This window comes from Labrenzia sp. VG12 (genome assembly GCF_002237595.1).
Taxonomy (GTDB): domain Bacteria; phylum Pseudomonadota; class Alphaproteobacteria; order Rhizobiales; family Stappiaceae; genus Roseibium.
In genome coordinates this window covers 5949646-5970725 of sequence record NZ_CP022529.1, presented here as the reverse complement: position 1 = coordinate 5970725, position 21080 = coordinate 5949646, and the positions used below count along the sequence as shown (strand labels likewise).

Sequence of the window (21080 nt, the reverse complement as noted above, 5' to 3'; positions counted from 1 at the left end):
GGCGGGCGCCTCCTACCTCCCTCCATCAAGAGCGACCTCGCGACACGCCGGCACAGCTTTCGCGCACGATTAGGTCGCCATGCAGCAGATGGGTCTGGTTTTCGAGGCTGCGGTTGGCAAGGCGGTCGAGAAGGATCGTCATCGCCTTTTCGCCGATATGGTGTCGCGGCTGGCGGATCGTGGTCAGTCCGGGCGTGAAATTGTTGGCAAAGGGAATGTCGTCAAAACCGAGTACGGAGAAGTCTTCGGGCACCCGATAGCCCCGAAGCTGCAGGGCCGAGATGACGCCAATTGCGGTGTTGTCGTTGAAACAAAAGAAGGCCGTCGGTAGATCGTCCTTGATGAACAGGCGCTCCACGGCAGCACGCCCGCTTTCGGCAGTGCCTTCCCCGTCGACACGCCAGTCCCGCAGGGCCTCCGGCGATTCCCTCAGCCCCTGGCGGTAGCCGGAGTGACGCAGGTCGCTGCGCACATCCGAAGGTCCGCCCGAAATGTAGGTGATGCGCCGATGCCCCAGCGAGATCAGGTACTCGGTCGCCATCTTTGAAGCAGCAACATCATCCACTCCGACATAACTCACATCCGTACGGGACAGCGGACGTTCCGTTGCAACGATGGGCGGCAAGGAGGCGAGTGGTGCCTGGGGCTCTCCGGCCACCGGAATATGCCCTGTGAGCAGCACCAGCCCATCGGCCATGCCGGTCGACAGGAAACGCATATAAGACTGCTCGATCCCGGTGGTTCCCTCCGTATTGCCGATCAGCACTCCGTAGCCCCGGTCCGCAGCGGCCTTTTCCAGCCCGGTCAGGATACCGGCAAAGTTGGGATCTGCGATGGAGGAGGCCAGAACCAGTACCATCTGCGACCTTTGCATGCGCAGGTTCTGCGCCATCGCGTTGGCGGTGTAACCGGTTCGGGCAATCGCGGCGGTGACCTTCTTGCGCGTGCTCTCGGCGACCTTCTCCGGCGATCGCAAGGCCCGGCTGACGGTCGCGATCGACACGCCCGCAAGTCTTGCAACGTCTTCAATGGTGGCCGGCCGGTCTACCGGTTCGCTCATTTTTTCGGTCCCGCGATGGTGCAGCGCAAGACGGGAATAAAGCCCTGATTCTCAACGCCATCTATGCTGTATAGAGCGCATCGCACCTTGTGAAAAGGTTTTCACAGCTCAATGTAAAGGTTTACATGATCTATGAAAACGTTTACACAAACATCATGGCGTGAATGTGGAGGAGAACATTTTCGCCCGGGAGGATTCAGAACATGAACGCGCAAGCGTCCACACCGACGGCGGTCATCGAGGCCGTCAACATCAGTAAATCTTTCGGCCCCGTCCCGGTGCTTTTCAGCGTCAGCATGGATGTGCGGTCCGGTGAGGTGCATGCACTGATCGGCGAAAACGGCGCCGGCAAGTCGACACTGATGAAAATCCTGTCCGGCTTCCACGACCCGACCTCCGGCCAGATTCGCCTGGACGGTCAGAAAACCGCCCTGCCCCCGAACGGGGCAGCCGAGAAGCTCGGCATCGTGCTCATCCACCAGGAACTCAACCTCGCCGAACAGATGACAGTCGAAGAAAACGTCTTCCTGGGTCGCGAAATTCGGTCCAAGGGTTTTCTCGACAAGGCCACCATGCGGGCCGCCGTTCAGACCTATCTGGACGAAATCGGTCTCGATATTGCCCCGACAGACCGTATCTCCGACCTCACCATTGCCCAGAAACAGATGGTTGAGATCGTCAAGGCTGTCAGTCGCAACGCCCGCATCCTGATCATGGACGAGCCGACCGCCGTCCTGACCGAAGAAGAGACGGAAGTCTTTTTCCGTCAGGTGGAAAAGCTGAAGGAAAGCGGTGTCGGCATCGTCTTTGTGTCTCACAAGCTCAATGAAGTGAAGGCGATTGCCGATCGGGTCACGATTTTGCGTGACGGCCAATGGATCGACACGCGTTCCTCCACCGAGCTGACGCCCGACATGATGGCTCAGATGATGGTGGGCCGGGAACTCTCTGACCTTTACCCACCGATGCATGAAGCCGATGTCGATGCCCAGCTTGCGCTGGAAGTTGACAGCCTTGTTGCCCCAGGCATCGGCCCTGTCAGCTTCTCGTTGCGCAAGGGGGAAATCCTTGGATTTTCCGGCCTGATCGGTTCCGGGCGGACAGCCGTCTTTGAGGCGATCTGTGGCCTGAGCCCAATTGAAAGCGGCTCCGTCAGGCTGTTTGGCCGCGACACCAGCCCCCTCTCCGTCGCAGAAGCGCGTGATCTGGGCCTTGCCTATCTGACCAAGGATCGGAAAGAAAAAGGCCTGCTGCTCGACAAGAAGATGCAACCCAATCTCACCCTGTTCGCCCTGCCGAAATTCGTGAAGAATTTTGTGCTGAACGGCAAGGTGGAAGAAGACGCTCTCAGCCGGGCCATTCGTCGCTTTGACGTCCGATCCAAGGACCGGAACATCACCGTCGGGAAGCTGTCGGGCGGCAACCAGCAGAAACTCTTGTTGGCGAAGATCATGGAATGCGATCCCAGGATCGTCATCATCGACGAGCCAACACGGGGCATCGATGTCGGAACCAAACAGCAGATCTATCACTTCATTGCCGCGCTCGCCGCGGAAGGCGTGTCGGTCGTCGTGATCTCATCCGAAATGCCGGAAATCATCGGCATCTGCCACCGGGTCGTCGTGATGCGCGAAGGCCAGATCACCGGCGTCCTGACGGGCGATCATATCAACGAAAACGAAATCATGCGCTATGCCGCCGGGCTGAAACGTGAGGACCTCCATTGACCATGATGACCGCATCCAACGAGCAAGCGGCAAAGCCGGCCAAGCGGCCTTCCGTGGACTTCAAGACCATCGGGCCGGCCCTTGCCCTGTTGATCCTGTGTATCATCGGCTTCCTGCTGAACCCGGCCTTTATCAGCGAGGGCAATCTGACCAACTTGCTGACTAGGTCGGCCTTTATCGGCATCATTGCCGTCGGTGCGACTTTCGTCATCACTGCCGGTGGCATCGATCTCTCCGTCGGCTCCATGGCAGCCGCCATAGCCGGTGTCATGATCATCATCATGAACAGTGCGGTTGAAACCATGGGCACGGGTGTTGCAACAGTTCTGCTCGGCTGCGGCTGCGCCCTTGTGCTGGGTGTTGGTGCCGGCTGGATCAACGGTGCTCTGACCACCAAGGGCAAAATCGAGGCCTTTATCGTCACGCTTGGAACCATGGGCATCTACCGCTCGCTGGTGACCTATTTCGCCGATGGCGGCACACTGTCGCTCAACTTTGACATCCGGGGCACCTACCGGCCGGTCTATTACGACAGCTTTCTCGGCCTGCCTTATCCGGTCTGGGTGTTCATCGGTGTCGCCATCTGCGGCTGGCTGCTGTTGAACCGGACGGCCTTCGGTCGCTATTGCACGGCAATCGGCTCCAACGAGGCGGTGGCCAGATACTCCGCGATCAATGTCGACCGGGTGAAAACGCTCACCTATGTCATCCAGGGTCTGTGCGTCGCCTTTGCCACCATCATCTATGTACCGCGCCTTGGCTCAGCTTCTGCATCGACCGGCGTGCTGTGGGAACTGGAGGCCATCGCGGCGGTGATCATCGGCGGCACGGTCCTCAAGGGCGGCTATGGCCGGATTGGCGGCACCATCCTCGGTGCGCTGATCCTGACCACCATCGGCAACATTCTGAACTTCACCGATCTGATCTCGAACTACCTGAATGGAACCATGCAGGGCCTGATCATCATCGTTGCGGTTCTTCTGCAGCGCAGCGACTGGAAGCTCGGCAAGAGCAAGTAGGCCGCCCGCACTGAACTCAACCGAATAGGGACCCGTCCCCAAATCTGAACCGGCTCGCACCGGACGGGAGAGGTGCGTCCAAACGGAATGACATTGGAGGAGGAAACGATGTTTATGAAAAAAGCTCTGGGCGCAGTAGCCGCCGTTGGCCTGTTGGCCTTCGCCGGAACCGCGATTGCCCAGGACAAGATCAAGATCGGCGTCAGCTACCCGACACCGACCCATGCCTGGGCCGCCGGCATGAACTGGCACGCGGAACAGGCTGAAAAACGGCTCGAGGAGCTTTATCCGGATGTGGACCTGATCCTGGTCAACTCCCCGGACCCGGAAGCCCAGGCCAGCGCGCTGGAAGATCTGGTTTCCGTCCACCAGATCGATGCCCTTGTTGTTCTGCCGTTTGAATCCGAGCCGCTCACCGACCCGGTTCTGAACGTCAAGAAATCCGGTGCCTGGATCACAGTTGTTGACCGTGGTCTCAGCCAGCCGGGCATCGAAGACCTTTATGTTGCTGGCAACAACCCGGAACTCGGCCGCGTTTCCGCACAATACATGAAGGGCCGCCTGAAAGACGGTGACAACATCGTCGTCCTGCGGGGCATTCCGACCGTGATCGACAACGAGCGTTTCGATGCGTTCATGGCGGAAATCGAGGGATCCGGCATCAATGTGCTTGACCACAAACACGCCAACTGGAACCGCGACGACGGCTTTGAAGTGATGCAGGACTTCCTGTCCCGCTTCCCGGACATCGATGCCGTCTGGGCACAGGATGACGACATTGCCATCGGTGTTGTTGCTGCCCTGAAACAGGCCGGCCGTGACGGTAACGGCATGTTTGTCGTCGGCGGCGCCGGCATGAAAGAGATCATCAAGGGCATCATGGATGGTGACGAACTGATCCCGGTCGACGTTCTTTATCCGCCGGCAATGATCGCAACCGCCATGGATGCAACGGTTCAGGCCTTCAAGTCCAACGGACCGGTTGCCGGCCGCTACATTCTCGGTGCGACGCTGATCACGAAAGAGAACGCCGAAAGCTACTACTTCCCAGACTCGCCGTTCTAAACAGCGAGCCACCTTGAGGCCGGGACTTGGTGCGATGGGACCCGGCCTCTTTTTTCCCTTCCTTGCCCATTTTCGGGAGGCACTCCATGAAAACGATAAAAGGCCCTGCCCTGTTTCTCGCCCAGTTTGCAGGGGACGAGGCCCCCTTCAACTCCTGGGCCTCGATCACGAAATGGGCGGCAGACTGCGGCTATCTCGGTGTTCAGGTGCCGAGTTGGGACGGCCGGCTGATCGATCTGGAAAAGGCGGCCAGTTCCAAAACCTATTGCGAAGAATTTGCCGGCATAGCGCAGGAGAACGGGGTCACGATCACGGAGCTCTCGACCCATCTTCAAGGACAGCTTGTCGCCGTTCATCCGGCCTATGACACCGCGTTTGACGGCTTTGCAGCCCCCCATGTACAGGGCAATCCGGCTGCCAGACAGGCCTGGGCGGTGGATCAGGTGAAACTGGCGCTGGCTGCCAGCCGCAATCTCGGCATCACGGCTCACGCAACTTTTTCAGGTGCTCTGGCCTGGCCCTATCTCTATCCCTGGCCGCAACGTCCTGCAGGCCTCGTCGAGACTGCCTTTGACGAGCTGGCCAAACGCTGGCGGCCGATCCTCGACTATGCAGACGATATGGGGGTCGATGTCTGCTATGAAATTCATCCGGGCGAAGACCTGCATGACGGCATAACCTTCGAGATGTTCCTGGAGCGCGTGGAAAACCACACGCGCTGCAAGATGCTTTACGACCCGTCCCACTACGTCCTGCAATGCCTCGATTATCTGGACAATATCGACATCTACAGGGACCGGATCGGCATGTTTCACGTCAAGGATGCCGAGTTCAATCCGACCGGACGGCAAGGCGTCTATAGCGGCTATCAGCCGTGGGTGGAGCGGGCCGGCCGGTTCCGCTCGCTCGGAGACGGTCAGGTCGATTTCGGCGCTATTTTTTCCAAGATGGCCACCAACGACTTTGACGGCTGGGCTGTTGTGGAATGGGAATGCTGCCTGAAACACCCCGAGAACGGGGCACGCGAAGGCGCGGCATTCGTTCGGGATCATATCATCCGCGTCACGGAAAAGGCCTTTGACGACTTTGCCGGCGGCGGCAGCGATGAGGCCGCTAACCGCAAAATGCTGGGGATCGGGTGAAGCTGAGACCAGTTTGAGACGCCGCAAGCGACTATTGCATGGAAGCAACCACACTTTTCTGCCTCATCCCGAGAGCCTGACCCGAAAGAGATGGCCGGGGCGAATGCTTCACTCACATTTGTCATTCCCGCGAAAGCGGGAAACCAGGACACCGTGAGGTAAGATCCAAATTTATAGAGCCGATTCATGAGTTTACTGGGACCCCGCTTTCGCGGGGATGACAACCGAGAGGGGGCGGGTTCGTGCCAGGAACGATGAAACTGCGTCCTAGAGCACTTTCGGACCAGACACTGAGGAGGACTGACAGGTCCGTCTCGACGGACCGGCCGCAGTCTCCGGAACAAGTGGCCCATCCTCCGACAAAGCACCAAAGCGCTTCCTCAGGAGGACGCAATTGGGTATGTAAACTCTTTATGTAATCGATTACAGTGCGTAGAACGACGCATCATCAAAGCTTCAGGAGGAACACCATGGCCATCGAAGGCAAAGACAACACGCAGACGCGCCCGATCCGGCTTGGCATGGTCGGTGGCGGCAAGGACGCTTTTATCGGCGCTGTCCACCGCATCGCCTCGCGGATCGACGGTGATTATGAGCTTGTGGCCGGTGCGCTTTCCTCAACCCCGGGAAAGGCCTTGGAGTCCGGACGCGCGCTCGGCCTCAAGGAAGACCGGATCTATGGTTCTTTCGCAGACATGGCCAAACGGGAAGCACGGCTGAAGGACGGTATCGAGGCCGTGGCGATCGTAACGCCGAACCACATGCATTATCCGGCGGCGAAGGAATTCCTGAAACGCGGCATTCACGTCATATGCGACAAGCCGCTGACCTCGACGCTCGCGGACGCAAAGAAATTCGCCAAGGCGGCGGAAAGCTCAGACGCGCTGTTCTTCCTGACACACAATTACACCGGTTATCCGATGGTCCGTCAGGCCCGTGAGATGGTCGCCAAAGGCGATATCGGGACGCTTCGGGTCGTTCAGGTCGAATACCCGCAGGACTGGCTCACCGTGGAACAGAACAACAAGCAGGCCGACTGGCGGACTGACCCTGCCCGGACAGGCCTCGGCGGTTCCACCGGCGATATCGGCACGCATGCCTTCAACCTGGCTGCCTTCATTACCGGAGAAACCCCGGAAAGCCTTGCCGCGGATCTGCAATCCTTCGTGCCGGGCCGGCAGGTTGATGACAATGGTCACGTGATGATGCGTTATGCCAGCGGCGCTCGCGGCATGCTGTGGTGTTCGCAGGTAGCTCCGGGCAACGAGAACAATCTGAAGATCCGTGTCTATGGCGACAAGGGTGGCCTGGAATGGCACCAGGAAGACCCGAACTACCTGCACTACACCCCGTTCGGCGCACCAAAACAGATCCTGACACGCGGCGGAGCGGGCATGCTGGACAGCATTGGCTCCGCAACCCGTATCCCGCCAGGCCATCCGGAAGGCTATCTGGAAGGGTTTGCCAATCTCTATAAGGACGCGGCTGAGGCGATCCGAGCGCACAGCCAGGGCAAGAACATGGAAACGCTCGTGCCCGGAATTGGCGACGGCCTGTCAGGCGTCCGCTTCATTGACGCCTGTGTGCGATCTTCTGCAAGGAACGCTGCCTGGGTGAAGCTGGAGAGCTAAGCCGCCTGCCCGCAGTTCAACCCGGCCGAGATGGCCGGGTTTTCCTTCGGATCTTTGCTCTGGGTTAACCGCTCATATTTCTTAACAGACAACGCAGCTTGAGCCGGTCGAATCGAGAGCAATCGAGCACCGCTGCTTGCCGCTTCATCGCCGTAAAGACCATTGTCAGTCCTGACAGAGCTCGGAAGCCGCGTTCGAACACGGATTTCATGCCCCCCGAAGACCACAACCGGCACTCAACCGCCCGCAGTTGATCCGGCGCCTTCCCGAGTGAAAAAAACCTTCAAAAAGTTTTCAGGCAGTGGAACAGCACCACCTGTTTTCAGTCTTCTGCCAGAAATCAAAAATATTCTCTAAGTATTATCCAGCTTCACACCAGCAAATCGATTACGCCTTAAAAATCATACGCTTAACAAAATTCAATTTGTTAAAAATTTACTTAAAATACTTCCAACAAATTATTATCTAATTATTGCAATTTTTTCGCCTTATTTGATCAATTTTTTCGCCAAATTGAGGCGAATACATTAATCCCATAACAACACACCACTGAAATTAATCACTTGGGCACCATACTTTTTAACGCCGTGGGCAAGCCGGCGTAGGGGATTCTTTTACCTTGTGGGAGGTCAAAATCATGCAATCGACTGCTGCGTCCAGCACCCTTTCTCCTGTCTTTTCCATTGAAGGCGATACTGAGTTTTCCGGCGAGAAAGGCGATTATCTCGACGCGGGCAATCCAGATGCGCTTGACCTGACCAACGGCACCGTGGCGCTCACCTTCAATGCAGACACTGTTGATGGAACGCGTGCGCTGTTTTCCAAGGACGGCTCAGGTTACGACGATGGCGGTCACCTGACCGTCTGGGTTCAGAACGGTCGCCTTCTCGTTCGTCAGCAGTCAGACGACAGCACCGAGTACCTAAAGGTTCCCGACCTCTATCTGACCGCCAATACCGACTATCACCTCGCCGTCACTTTCGGCGAAAACGGCCTGATGGTCTATGTCAACGGTCAACTCTTGGCAGCCGAGCCCGAATTCAAGCAGGGTATCGACATGAACGAGCGCGCCTTCCTGGTGGGCGCTTCGGGAGCCTGGCGCTCCAGCGACGGTCACACGGCGCATCAACAGTTCGACGGCACCATCTCCGATGTCATGGTCTTCGACGAGCAGATTGCCGGCGAAGACATGGCGGCGTTGGCCGGCGAAGTCGATCCGGCCTTTGCAACGGCTGCCCTGGAGGCCCTCGCCCAGGACGACCTGATGCCGGCCTTCCAGCAGCTGCATCACGGCTCCGACGAGGCAAAGGCCCTGGCCATGGCCTACGGCTTCAACCATGACGGCGAACTGACCACCGGTGCCACATATACTGAAGGCACCGACGCCGACGAGACACTCGACGGCACGGACGGGGCCGACGCCATCAATGCCGGCCTTGGCGATGACACCGTCAACGGCAATGGCGGCAACGACGTCCTCCAAGGCGGCTATGGCAATGACGAGCTCAATGGTGGCGACGGCAATGACGTGCTTGACGGTGGCCATGGCGAGGACCTCCTCAATGGCGGGGCCGGCAACGATCTGCTGATCTCCCGCTCCGACGGACGCGAGGGACCGGTCGCCTATGACCCGGACCGCGACGAAGGCGATCCGGATAACGAGCTGACCAACGGCAAGCTCTATCCCGATCAGCCGATCCCGGCAGACGATGTCCTGACCGGCGGTTCGGGCGGCGACGTCTTCTACTTCCAGACGCTCATCAATGCCAAGGAACGCTTCATCGAGGAACATACCAACGATGACGGCTCCATCCGCTGGCACGGGGTGGCTGGCGAGAACGCCAACATCCACGACCACTGGGTCGACATGATCGGCAATGATGTCATCACAGACTTCAACCGGGACGAAGGCGACCGTATCGTCATCGAAGGCCACACCACCAAGATCCGCTCAATCACCTATGGCGACAGCAATGGCGACGGCGTGGTCGATCACACGGTAATTGCCCTTTATTCCGACCAGGGCTCCGGAGGCGGTGCCCACAACAACGACGATCTCGGCACCATCACGGTCTATGGCGATCTTGTCACCCAGAACGACATCTCCACATCGGCCAAGCCAGCCTATGGCATCGTGCGCTCCATCGCGGATCTCGAAGAGGCATTGCAACCCATCGAGATGGGTGAAGACCGGGGAGACGTCGCGCCACCAGCCGATCTGCCCGCTGTCGATGACCTGCCCCTGCCCGCTGGCATGACGCCGGTCTTTGCAATCGCAGGCGACAATGAGTTCTCCGGAGAACGCGGGGACTACCTGGAGGCGGGCAATCCGGACAGCCTGGATCTGGCCGATGGTACCATCGCCCTCACTTTCAATGCCGATACCGTGGAAGGAACACGCGCGCTGTTCTCGAAGGACGGCTCCGGCTATGACGATGGCGGACACCTAACCGTCTGGGTTCAGAACGGACGCCTGCTCGTTCGTCAGCAGTCGGATAGCAAGACCGAATATCTCAAGGTACAGGATCTCTCCCTGACGGAGAACACCACCTACCACCTTGCCGTTTCCTTCGGCGACGATGGCCTAATGGTGTACCTGAACGGTGTGCTTGTTGCGGCCGAGCCCGAGTTCAAGCAGGGCCTCGACATGAACGAGCGCTCCCTGGTGGTCGGCGCGTCCGGCGCCTGGCGAAGCGATGACGCCCATACTGCGTCCCAGCAGTTCGACGGTACCATCTCCAATGTCATGGTCTTCGACGAGCAGATTGCAGGCGAAGATATGGCGGCCCTTGCCGGGGAAGTCGATCCGGCCTTTGAAGACGCTGCCCTCGCCGCCCTCGCCCAGGACGATCTGATGCCGGCCTTCCAGCAGCTGCATCACGGCTCCGACGAGGCCAAGGCCCTCGCAATGGCCTTCGGCTTCAACCATGACGGTGAACTGACCACCGGTGCGGCCTATCAGGAAGGCACCGATGCCGGCGAGACCATCGAGGGAACCGAAGGGGCTGACGCCATCAATGCCGGCCTTGGCGATGACATCGTCAACGGCAATGGCGGCAATGACGTCCTGCAGGGTGGCTATGGCAATGACGAGCTCAATGGCGGCGACGGCAATGACGTGCTCGACGGCGGCCATGGCGAGGACCTCCTCAATGGCGGGGACGGCAACGATCTCCTGATCTCCCGCTCCGACGGACGCGAGGGACCGGTCGCCTATGATGCCGACCGCGATGAAGGTGACCCCTATAACGAGCTTACCAACGGCAAGCTCTATCCCGATCAGCCGATCCCGGCGGACGATGTCCTGACCGGTGGTTCGGGCGGCGATGTCTTCTACTTCCAGACGCTGATCAATGCCAAGGAACGCTTCATCGAGGAGCACACCCAGGACGACGGCTCCATCCGCTGGCACGGGGTGGCGGGTGAGAACGCCAACATCCACGACCACTGGGTCGACATGATCGGCAATGATGTCATCACCGACTTCAACCGGGACGAAGGCGACCGTATCGTCATCGAGGGCCACACCACCAAGATCCGCTCCATCACCTATGGGGACTCGAACGGCGACGGCGTGGTCGATCACACCGTGATCTCCCTTTATTCCGACCAGGGCTCCGGCGGCGGTGCCCACAACAACGACGATCTCGGCACCATCACGGTCTATGGCGATCTCGTCACACAGAACGACATCTCCACATCGGCCAAGCCAGCCTATGGCATTGTACGCTCCATCGCCGACCTCGAGGAAGCCCTCAAGCCGATCGAGATGGGTGAAGACCGCGGTGACGTCGCTCCACCGGCCGATCTGCCCGATGTCGACGACCTGCCCCTGCCCGATGGCATGACACCTGTCTTTGCCATTGCCGGCGACAACGAGTTCTCTGGTGAACGCGGGGACTACCTGGAGGCAGGCAATCCGGACAGCCTGGATCTTGCCGATGGTACCATCGCCCTCACCTTCAATGCCGATACCGTGGAAGGCAGCCGGGCGCTGTTCTCCAAGGATGGCAGTGGCTATGACAACGGCGGTCATCTGACTGCCTGGGTCTACAACGGCACCATTCTCGTTCGTCAGCAGTCTGACAGCAAAACCGAGTATCTGAAGATCAAGGACCTGAACCTTGAGGCCAACACCGACTACCACCTTGCCGTCACCTTCGGCGAAGATGGCCTGCTGGTGTACCTGAACGGGGAACTCGTGGCGGCAGAGCCCGAGTTCAAGCAGGGCCTGGACATGAACGAGCGGTCTCTGGTGGTCGGGGCCTCCGGCGCCTGGCGCTCCGACGATGCCCACACCGCGTCCCAGCAGTTCGATGGCACCATCTCCAATGTCATGGTCTTCGACGAGCAGATTGCCGGCGAAGACATGGCGGCGCTGGCCGGCGAAGTCGATCCGGCTTTCCAGACCTCTGCTCTTGAGGCGCTGGCCCAGGACGACCTGATGCCGGCCTTCCAGCAGCTGCATCATGGCTCCGACGAGGCCAAGGCCCTCGCCATGGCCTATGGCTTCAACCATGACGGCGAGCTGACCACCGGCGCCACATATACTGAAGGCACCGATGCCGACGAGACCATCGACGGCACGGACGAGGCCGACGCCATCAATGCCGGGCTCGGCGACGACATCGTCAACGGCAATGGCGGCAATGACGTCCTCCAGGGCGGCTATGGCAATGACGAGCTCAATGGTGGCGACGGCAATGACGTGCTTGACGGTGGCCATGGCGAGGACCTCCTCGATGGCGGGGCCGGCAACGATCTGCTGATCTCCCGCTCGGACGGACGCGAGGGACCGGTCGCCTATGACCCGGACCGCGACGAAGGCGATCCGGATAACGAGCTGACCAACGGCAAGCTCTATCCCGATCAGCCGATCCCGGCAGACGATGTCCTGACCGGCGGTTCGGGCGGCGACGTCTTCTACTTCCAGACGCTCATCAATGCCAAGGAACGCTTCATCGAGGAACATACCAACGATGACGGCTCCATCCGCTGGCACGGGGTGGCTGGCGAGAACGCCAACATCCACGACCACTGGGTCGACATGATCGGCAATGATGTCATCACAGACTTCAACCGGGACGAAGGCGACCGTATCGTCATCGAGGGGCACACCACAAAGATCCGCTCCATCACCTATGGGGATTCGAACGGCGATGGTGTAGTCGATCACACCGTGATCTCCCTTTATTCCGACCAGGGATCAGGGGGCGGTGCCCACAACAATGATGACCTGGGAACCATCACGGTCTATGGCGATCTCGTCACCCAGAACGACATCTCCACATCGGCCAAGCCCGCCTATGGCATCGTCAGGTCGATTGCGGATCTCGAAGAAGCCCTCAAGCCGATCGAGATGGGTGAAGACCGGGGAGACGTCGCGCCGCCGGCCGATCTTCCCGATGTCGACGACCTGCCCCTGCCCGATGGCATGACACCTGTCTTTGCCATTGCCGGCGACAACGAGTTCTCCGGAGAACGTGGGGACTATCTTGATGCCGGTAATCCCGATGCGCTTGACCTGACCAACGGCACCATAGCGCTCACCTTCAATGCTGATCATGTCTGGGGGCAGCAGGCGCTCTTCTCAAAGGACGGATCCGGCTATGACGATGGCGGTCATCTGACCGTCTGGCTCAAGGATGGCTACCTCTATATCCGGCAACAGTCCGACGACAGCACCGAATATCTGAAGGTCAGCGATCTCAAGATCTCTCAAGACACCGACTATCATCTCGCAGTGACCTTCGGCGACGACGGTCTGATGGTCTATGTCAATGGCCAGCTCTTGGCCGCCGAGCCCGAATTCAAGCAAGGCCTGGAGATGAACGAGCGCGCCTTCCTTGTCGGCGCTTCGGGAGCCTGGCGCTCCAGCGACGGTCACACCGCGTCCCAGCAGTTCGACGGCACCATCTCCGATGTCATGATCTTCGACGAGCAGATTGCCGGCGAAGACATGGCGGCGCTGGCTGGCGAAGTCGATCCGGCCTTTGAAGACGCTGCCCTCGCCGCCCTCGCCCAGGACGACCTGATGCCGGCCTTCCAGCAGCTGCATCACGGCTCCGACGAGGCCAAGGCCCTCGCCATGGCCTACGGCTTCAACCATGACGGCGAACTGACCACCGGTGCCACATATACTGAAGGCACCGACGCCGACGAGACACTCGACGGCACGGGCGAGGCCGACGCCATCAATGCCGGCCTTGGCGATGACACCGTCAACGGCAATGGCGGCAATGACGTCCTGCAGGGTGGCTATGGCAATGACGAGCTCAATGGCGGCGACGGCAATGACGTGCTCGACGGCGGCCATGGCGAGGACCTCCTCAATGGCGGGGACGGCAACGATCTCCTGATCTCCCGCTCCGACGGACGCGAGGGACCGGTCGCCTATGATGCCGACCGCGATGAAGGTGACCCCTATAACGAGCTTACCAACGGCAAGCTCTATCCCGATCAGCCGATCCCGGCGGACGATGTCCTGACCGGTGGTTCGGGCGGCGATGTCTTCTACTTCCAGACGCTGATCAATGCCAAGGAACGCTTCATCGAGGAGCACACCCAGGACGACGGCTCCATCCGCTGGCACGGGGTGGCGGGTGAGAACGCCAACATCCACGACCACTGGGTCGACATGATCGGCAATGATGTCATCACAGACTTCAACCGGGACGAAGGCGACCGTATCGTCATCGAGGGACACACAACCAAGATCCGCTCCATCACCTATGGGGACTCGAACGGCGATGGCGTGGTCGATCACACCGTGATTGCCCTTTATTCCGACCAGGGCTCCGGGGGTGGTGCCCACAACAACGATGATCTCGGCACCATCACCGTCTATGGCGATCTCGTCACCCAGAACGACATCTCCACATCCGCAAAACCCGCCTATGGCATCGTTCGGTCGATTGCGGATCTGGAAGAGGCACTGCAACCCATCGAAATGGGCGAAGACCGGGGAGATATCGCTCCACCGGCCGATCTGCCCGATGTCGACGATCTGCCCCTGCCCGATGGCATGACACCTGTCTTTGCCATTGCCGGCGACAACGAGTTCTCCGGAGAACGTGGGGACTATCTTGATGCCGGTAATCCCGATGCGCTTGACCTGACCAACGGCACCATAGCGCTCACCTTCAATGCTGATCATGTCTGGGGACAGCAGGCGCTCTTCTCAAAGGACGGATCCGGCTATGACGATGGCGGTCATCTGACCGTCTGGCTCAAGGATGGCTACCTCTATATCCGGCAACAGTCCGACGACAGCACCGAATATCTGAAGGTCAGCGATCTCAAGATCTCTCAAGACACCGACTATCATCTCGCAGTGACCTTCGGCGACGACGGTCTGATGGTCTATGTCAATGGCCAGCTCTTGGCCGCCGAGCCCGAATTCAAACAAGGCCTGGAGATGAACGAGCGCGCCTTCCTTGTCGGCGCTTCGGGAGCCTGGCGCTCCAGCGACGGTCACACGGCGCATCAGCAGTTCGACGGCACCATCTCTGACGTCATGGTCTTCGACGAGCAGATTGCCGGCGAAGACATGGCGGCGCTGGCCGGCGAAGTCGATCCGGCCTTTGCAACGGCTGCCCTTGAGGCCCTGGCCCAGGACGCCCTGATGCCCGCCTTCCAGCAGCTCCATCATGGGTCAGATGAGGCAAAGGCCCTCGCCATGGCCTATGGCTTCAACCATGACGGCGAGCTGACAACCGGCGTCACATATACTGAAGGCACCGACGCCGGCGAGACCATCGACGGCACGGACGAGGCCGACGCCATCAATGCCGGGCTCGGCGATGACATCGTCAACGGCAATGGCGGCAACGACGTCCTGCAGGGCGGTTATGGCAATGACGAGCTCAATGGCGGTGACGGCAATGACGTGCTCGATGGCGGCCATGGCGAGGACATACTCAATGGCGGAGCAGGCAACGATCTGCTGATCTCCCAGTCCGACGGACGCGAAGGACCGGTTGCCTATGATGCCGACCGCGATGAAGGCGATCCTTACAATGAGCTCACAAACGGCAAGCTCTATCCCGATCAGCCGATACCGGCGGACGATGTCCTGACCGGCGGCTCGGGCGGTGACATCTTCTACTTCCAGACGCTGATCAACGCCAAGGAACGCTTCATCGAGGAACATACCAACGATGACGGCTCCATCCGCTGGCACGGGGTGGCAGGCGAGAATGCCAACATCCACGACCACTGGGTCGACATGATCGGCAATGATGTCATCACCGACTTCAACCGGGACGAAGGCGACCGTATCGTCATCGAGGGACACACCACCAAGATCCGGTCCATCACCTATGGCGACAGCAATGGCGACGGCGTGGTCGATCACACGGTAATTGCCCTTTATTCCGATCAGGGCTCCGGGGGCGGTGCCCACAACAACGATGATCTCGGCACCATCACGGTCTATGGCGATCTCGTCACACAGAACGACATCTCCACATCGGCCAAGCCAGCCTATGGCATCGTCAGGTCGATTGCGGATCTCGAAGAGGCATTGCAACCCATCGAGATGGGCGAGGCGCGAACAGAAGAACCAGCGTTGCCGGATGGACCAGGCATTGATGACCTGCCCCTGCCCGATGGCATGACACCTGTCTTTGCCATCGCAGGCGACAACGAGTTCTCAGGAGACTGGGGAGATTACCTTCAGGCGGGCAATCCGGATGCACTCGACCTGACTGATGGCACGATTGCCCTTACCTTCAATGCGGACAAGGTCACCGGCTCGCAGGCACTCTTTTCAAAGGATGGCAGCGGCTATGAAGATGGCGGCCATATCACCGCCTATCTGTGCAACAACAAGCTCTATATCCGCCAGCAATCCGACGACAAGTCAGAGTACCTCAAGGTGCAGAATGTCGAGATCGCCGCAAATACCACCTACCACCTTGCGGTGACCTTCGGTGAAGACGGGCTGATGGTCTATCTGAACGGTGCCCTTGTGGCTGCCGAGCCCGAGTTCAAACAGGGCCTCGACATGAATGAGCGCGCCCTTGTCGTGGGAGCGTCGGGCGCCTGGCGCAAGACCGACACGCAAACGGCCGGGCAGCAATTTGATGGCACCATCTCCGATGTCATGGTCTTTGACGAGCAGATTGCAGGTGAAGACATGGCGGCGCTGGCCGGAGAAGTCGATCCGGCCTTTGCAACGGCTGCCCTGGAGGCCCTCGCCCAGGACGATCTGATGCCGGCCTTCCAGCAGCTGCATCACGGCTCCGACGAGGCCAAGGCCCTCGCAATGGCCTTCGGCTTCAACCATGACGGCGAACTGACCACCGGTGCCACATATACTGAAGGCACCGACGCCGACGAGACACTCGACGGCACGGACGGGGCCGACGCCATCAATGCCGGCCTTGGCGATGACATCGTCAACGGCAATGGCGGCAACGATGTCCTGCAGGGTGGCTATGGCAATGACGAGCTCAATGGCGGTGACGGCAATGACGTGCTTGACGGTGGCCATGGCGAGGACATCCTCAATGGCGGGGCCGGCAACGATCTGCTGATCTCCCGCTCCGACGGACGCGAGGGGCCGGTCGCCTATGACCCGGACCGCGACGAAGGCGATCCGGATAACGAGCTCACCAACGGCAAGCTCTATCCCGATCAGCCGATCCCCGCGGACGATGTCCTAACCGGCGGTTCGGGCGGCGACGTCTTCTACTTCCAGACGCTGATCAATGCCAAGGAACGCTTCATCGAGGAGCACACCCAGGATGACGGTTCCATCCGTTGGCACGGGGTCGCCGGCGAGAACGCCAACATCCACGACCACTGGGTCGACATGATCGGCAATGATGTCATCACCGACTTCAACCGGGACGAAGGCGACCGTATCGTCATCGAGGGCCACACCACCAAGATCCGCTCCATCACCTATGGGGACTCGAACGGCGACGGCGTGGTCGATCACACCGTGATCTCCCTTTATTCCGACCAGGGCTCCGGCGGCGGTGCCCACAACAACGACGATCTCGGCACCATCACGGTCTATGGCGATCTCGTCACACAGAACGACATCTCCACATCGGCCAAGCCAGCCTATGGCATTGTACGCTCCATCGCCGACCTCGAGGAAGCCCTCAAGCCGATCGAGATGGGTGAAGACCGCGGTGACGTCGCTCCACCGGCCAATCTGCCCGATGTCGACGACCTGCCCCTGCCCGATGGCATGACACCTGTCTTTGCCATTGCCGGCGACAACGAGTTCTCCGGAGAACGCGGGGACTACCTGGAGGCAGGCAATCCGGACAGCCTGGATCTTGCCGATGGTACCATCGCCCTCACCTTCAATGCCGATACCGTGGAAGGCAGCCGGGCGCTGTTCTCCAAGGATGGCAGTGGCTATGACAACGGCGGTCATCTGACTGCCTGGGTCTACAACGGCACCATTCTCGTTCGTCAGCAGTCTGACAGCAAAACCGAGTATCTGAAGATCAAGGACCTGAACCTTGAGGCCAACACCGACTACCACCTTGCCGTCACCTTCGGCGAAGATGGCCTGATGGTGTACCTGAACGGGGAACTCGTGGCGGCAGAGCCGGAGTTCAAGCAGGGCCTGGACATGAACGAGCGGTCTCTGGTGGTCGGGGCCTCCGGCGCCTGGCGCTCCGACGATGCCCACACCGCGTCCCAGCAGTTCGATGGCACCATCTCCAATGTCATGGTCTTCGACGAGCAGATTGCCGGCGAAGACATGGCGGCGCTGGCCGGCGAAGTCGATCCGGCTTTCCAGACCTCTGCTCTTGAGGCGCTGGCCCAGGACGACCTGATGCCGGCCTTCCAGCAGCTGCATCATGGCTCCGACGAGGCCAAGGCCCTCGCCATGGCCTATGGCTTCAACCATGACGGCGAGCTGACCACCGGCGCCACATATACTGAAGGCACCGATGCCGACGAGACCTTCGACGGCACGGACGAGGCCGACGCCATCAATGCCGGGCTCGGCGACGACATCGTCAACGGCAATGGCGGCAATGACGTTCTCCAGGGCGGCTATGGCAATGACGAGCTCAATGGCGGCGACGGCAATGATGTGCTCGACGGCGGCCATGGCGAGGACCTCCTCAATGGCGGGGACGGCAACGACCTCCTGATCTCCCGCTCCGACGGACGCGAGGGACCGGTCGCCTATGACCCGGACCGCGACGAAGGCGATCCTGACAATGAGCTGACCAACGGCAAGCTCTACCCCGACCAGCCGATCCCCGCGGACGATGTGCTGACCGGCGGCTCGGGCGGGGACGTCTTCTACTTCCAGACGCTGATCAATGCCAAGGAACGCTTCATCGAGGAGCACACCCAGGACGACGGCTCCATCCGCTGGCACGGGGTGGCTGGCGAGAACGCCAACATCCACGACCACTGGGTCGACATGATCGGCAATGACGTCATCACCGATTTCAACCGGGAGGAAGGCGACCGTATCGTCATCGAGGGACACACCACCAAGATCCGGTCCATCACCTATGGCGACAGCAATGGCGACGGCGTGGTCGATCACACGGTAATTGCCCTTTATTCCGACCAGGGCTCCGGGGGCGGTGCCCACAACAACGACGATCTCGGCACCATCACGGTCTATGGCGATCTCGTCACCCAGAACGACATCTCCACATCGGCCAAGCCAGCCTATGGCATTGTTCGCTCCATCGCCGACCTCGAGGAAGCCCTCAGGCCGATCGAGATGGGGGAAGACCGGGGAGATATCGCTCCACCGGAAGACATTCCGTCTGTGAGCGATCTGAACCTGCCTGCAGGTGTCACGCCGGTGTTTGCGATTGCAGGTGCGATCGAACTCGATGGCACACGCCAAAGCGAGCTCGCCATCCAGCACTCGGACGCGCTTGAAATTGCGGAGGGTACGATAGCCTTCTCGTTCAACGCCGACACGATCACCGGTTACGATGCGCTCTTCTCCAAGGACGCGAGCGGAAACGGCACCGGAGGTCATCTGACGGCGTGGGTTACGGAGTGGGGTGAAGTGAAGGTCCGGTTCCAGACCGAAACCAGCGAGATCTGGCTGAAGGCCAGGGACGTTGTCGAAGCCGGTACAGAACACGATTTTGCCTTCACTTTCGGCGACGACGGCATCTTCCTGTTCATGGACGGCATTGAGGTCGCCAGCGACGAGGAGTTCCGGTCTGACTGGCTTGGCAACGAGGAGTTCCTGATGATCGGTGCCAATGGCTGGGGCAGCCCGTCAGGCGAGATCGGCTGGACCGGAAATCACTTCGACGGCGACATCTTCAACTTCACGGTCCTTGATGAACAGCTTGGTGCCGTGGAGGTCAGGGACGAGCTCTTTGCCTAAAAACCGGGTGTGAGCGTCTCTATCAAGAGAGCAACAAACGAAAACGCTGCCGACCCTTCCAACTGGATCGGCAGCGTTTTTTTTGGAAAAAGGACCGTCGTAGGCCTTCGCCTTCCACTACAGGAGGCGTTCATAGCTCGTTCGCCTTTGCTTCGGTGGTGATCTCAAGAAGACGAGAGAATCCGCCTTTTCAAGGAAGGCGACATTCAAAACCACTTTTTCATAAAGTGTACCGGCGTCGACACTGAAGCGTCTGTTGTATCCGATTTGGCCCCACTCCCCACAAAACACCTCCAAGCATGTCGGAACTTCCGTAGGACGAGTGATCCTTCCGGTTTTGTCCTCCACAACGAGACTGGTCTCTTCCGACAAGGAAAAACCCAAGACTTCGCATTGTGAAAAGCAAGCCGCCTTTTGGCTCAGCGTCGAATGAGGCATCGGAATACTCAGCGCGTGAGGCCGCAAGAGGCATGCTTCATAGGCGACAGGCTGGTCAGCCTCGTGATCACAGGTGAAAACTTCGACAGGTGCTGCAAACGCGTTGGTTTCGGAAAAAGCCTGATAATTCAGGACGAAGGCTTCCTGCTCCCCTGAAACCTCGTTATCCAGCGGCAAGCGCTCGGGTACACTGTTGCGAGCGCGTGCCAGCGGGGCTCCGCGAGCCGATTTACTCCATTGAACGTGAATGACCTGAACAACGATCATCGTTGGCTCGACGACAAGTTAAATGCAGGTGTTTTGCAATACAAATCCGGTACCCAATAATCCAAAGGTGCAGCTCGCCCTGGAACCGAAAAAAGCTCATCGCTGAAGCCAGGGCACAAGAAGTACCGGCGCTTCATGTTGTCAGGAAGATTTTCAAGAAGAAGAGTGGTGCCCAGAGGCGGAATCGAACCACCGACACGCGGATTTTCAATCCGCTGCTCTACCAACTGAGCTATCTGGGCTTGCTGTTCGAGGCGTCGGGGCTGGCCCTTTCGCCGAAAGCCCGGTCCTTATAGAGGCTGGATCTGACCTTGTCCAGCACCCCGGCAAAGTTTTTTGCATTTCAAACCCACCACAGCTGTTGATAACCCGAGATCGCCTCAAC

8 protein-coding genes and 1 tRNA gene are annotated in these 21080 nt (G+C 59.5%); 6 read left to right on the top strand and 3 right to left on the bottom strand.

All coding sequences use genetic code 11. The features are described 5' to 3' along the window. Window positions 1-25: 25 nt before the first annotated feature. Window positions 26-1060 (bottom strand): LacI family DNA-binding transcriptional regulator, encoded by a 1035-nt coding sequence (locus CHH27_RS27450; protein ID WP_094069754.1) that lies wholly within the window; start codon window positions 1058-1060, stop codon window positions 26-28. Between the two features lie 203 nt (window positions 1061-1263). Here CHH27_RS27450 and CHH27_RS27445 point away from each other — a divergent pair, with 203 nt between their 5' ends. The 6 genes from CHH27_RS27445 (at window position 1264) to CHH27_RS28420 (ending at window position 19990) form a co-directional block, all read left to right on the top strand. Beyond that, window positions 1264-2787, top strand: coding sequence for a sugar ABC transporter ATP-binding protein (locus CHH27_RS27445; RefSeq protein ID WP_094069753.1), 1524 nt, complete (start codon window positions 1264-1266; stop codon window positions 2785-2787). Window positions 2788-2789: 2 nt separating this feature from the next. Then, window positions 2790-3806 (top strand): ABC transporter permease, encoded by a 1017-nt coding sequence (locus CHH27_RS27440; RefSeq protein WP_198338315.1) that lies wholly within the window; start codon window positions 2790-2792, stop codon window positions 3804-3806. Between the two features lie 108 nt (window positions 3807-3914). After that, window positions 3915-4871, top strand: coding sequence for a substrate-binding domain-containing protein (locus tag CHH27_RS27435; RefSeq protein WP_094069752.1), 957 nt, complete (start codon window positions 3915-3917; stop codon window positions 4869-4871). Window positions 4872-4957: 86 nt separating this feature from the next. Then, window positions 4958-6013, top strand: a complete 1056-nt coding sequence (locus CHH27_RS27430) for a sugar phosphate isomerase/epimerase (RefSeq protein ID WP_094074419.1) — start codon at window positions 4958-4960, stop codon at window positions 6011-6013. 470 nt (window positions 6014-6483) lie between these two features. Then, window positions 6484-7644 (top strand): Gfo/Idh/MocA family protein, encoded by a 1161-nt coding sequence (locus CHH27_RS27425; RefSeq protein ID WP_094069751.1) that lies wholly within the window; start codon window positions 6484-6486, stop codon window positions 7642-7644. Window positions 7645-8281: 637 nt separating this feature from the next. Then, entirely contained in the window at window positions 8282-19990 is an 11709-nt protein-coding gene (locus CHH27_RS28420) for a LamG-like jellyroll fold domain-containing protein (RefSeq protein ID WP_247646168.1), read from the top strand. Between the two features lie 117 nt (window positions 19991-20107). Here CHH27_RS28420 and CHH27_RS27415 read toward each other — a convergent pair whose 3' ends face one another. Continuing rightward, a complete protein-coding gene (locus CHH27_RS27415) occupies window positions 20108-20695 on the bottom strand; it encodes a hypothetical protein (RefSeq protein ID WP_094074417.1) in 588 nt (195 codons plus the stop codon). Between the two features lie 166 nt (window positions 20696-20861). Next, window positions 20862-20937, bottom strand: a tRNA-Phe gene (locus CHH27_RS27410). Window positions 20938-21080: the final 143 nt, after the last annotated feature.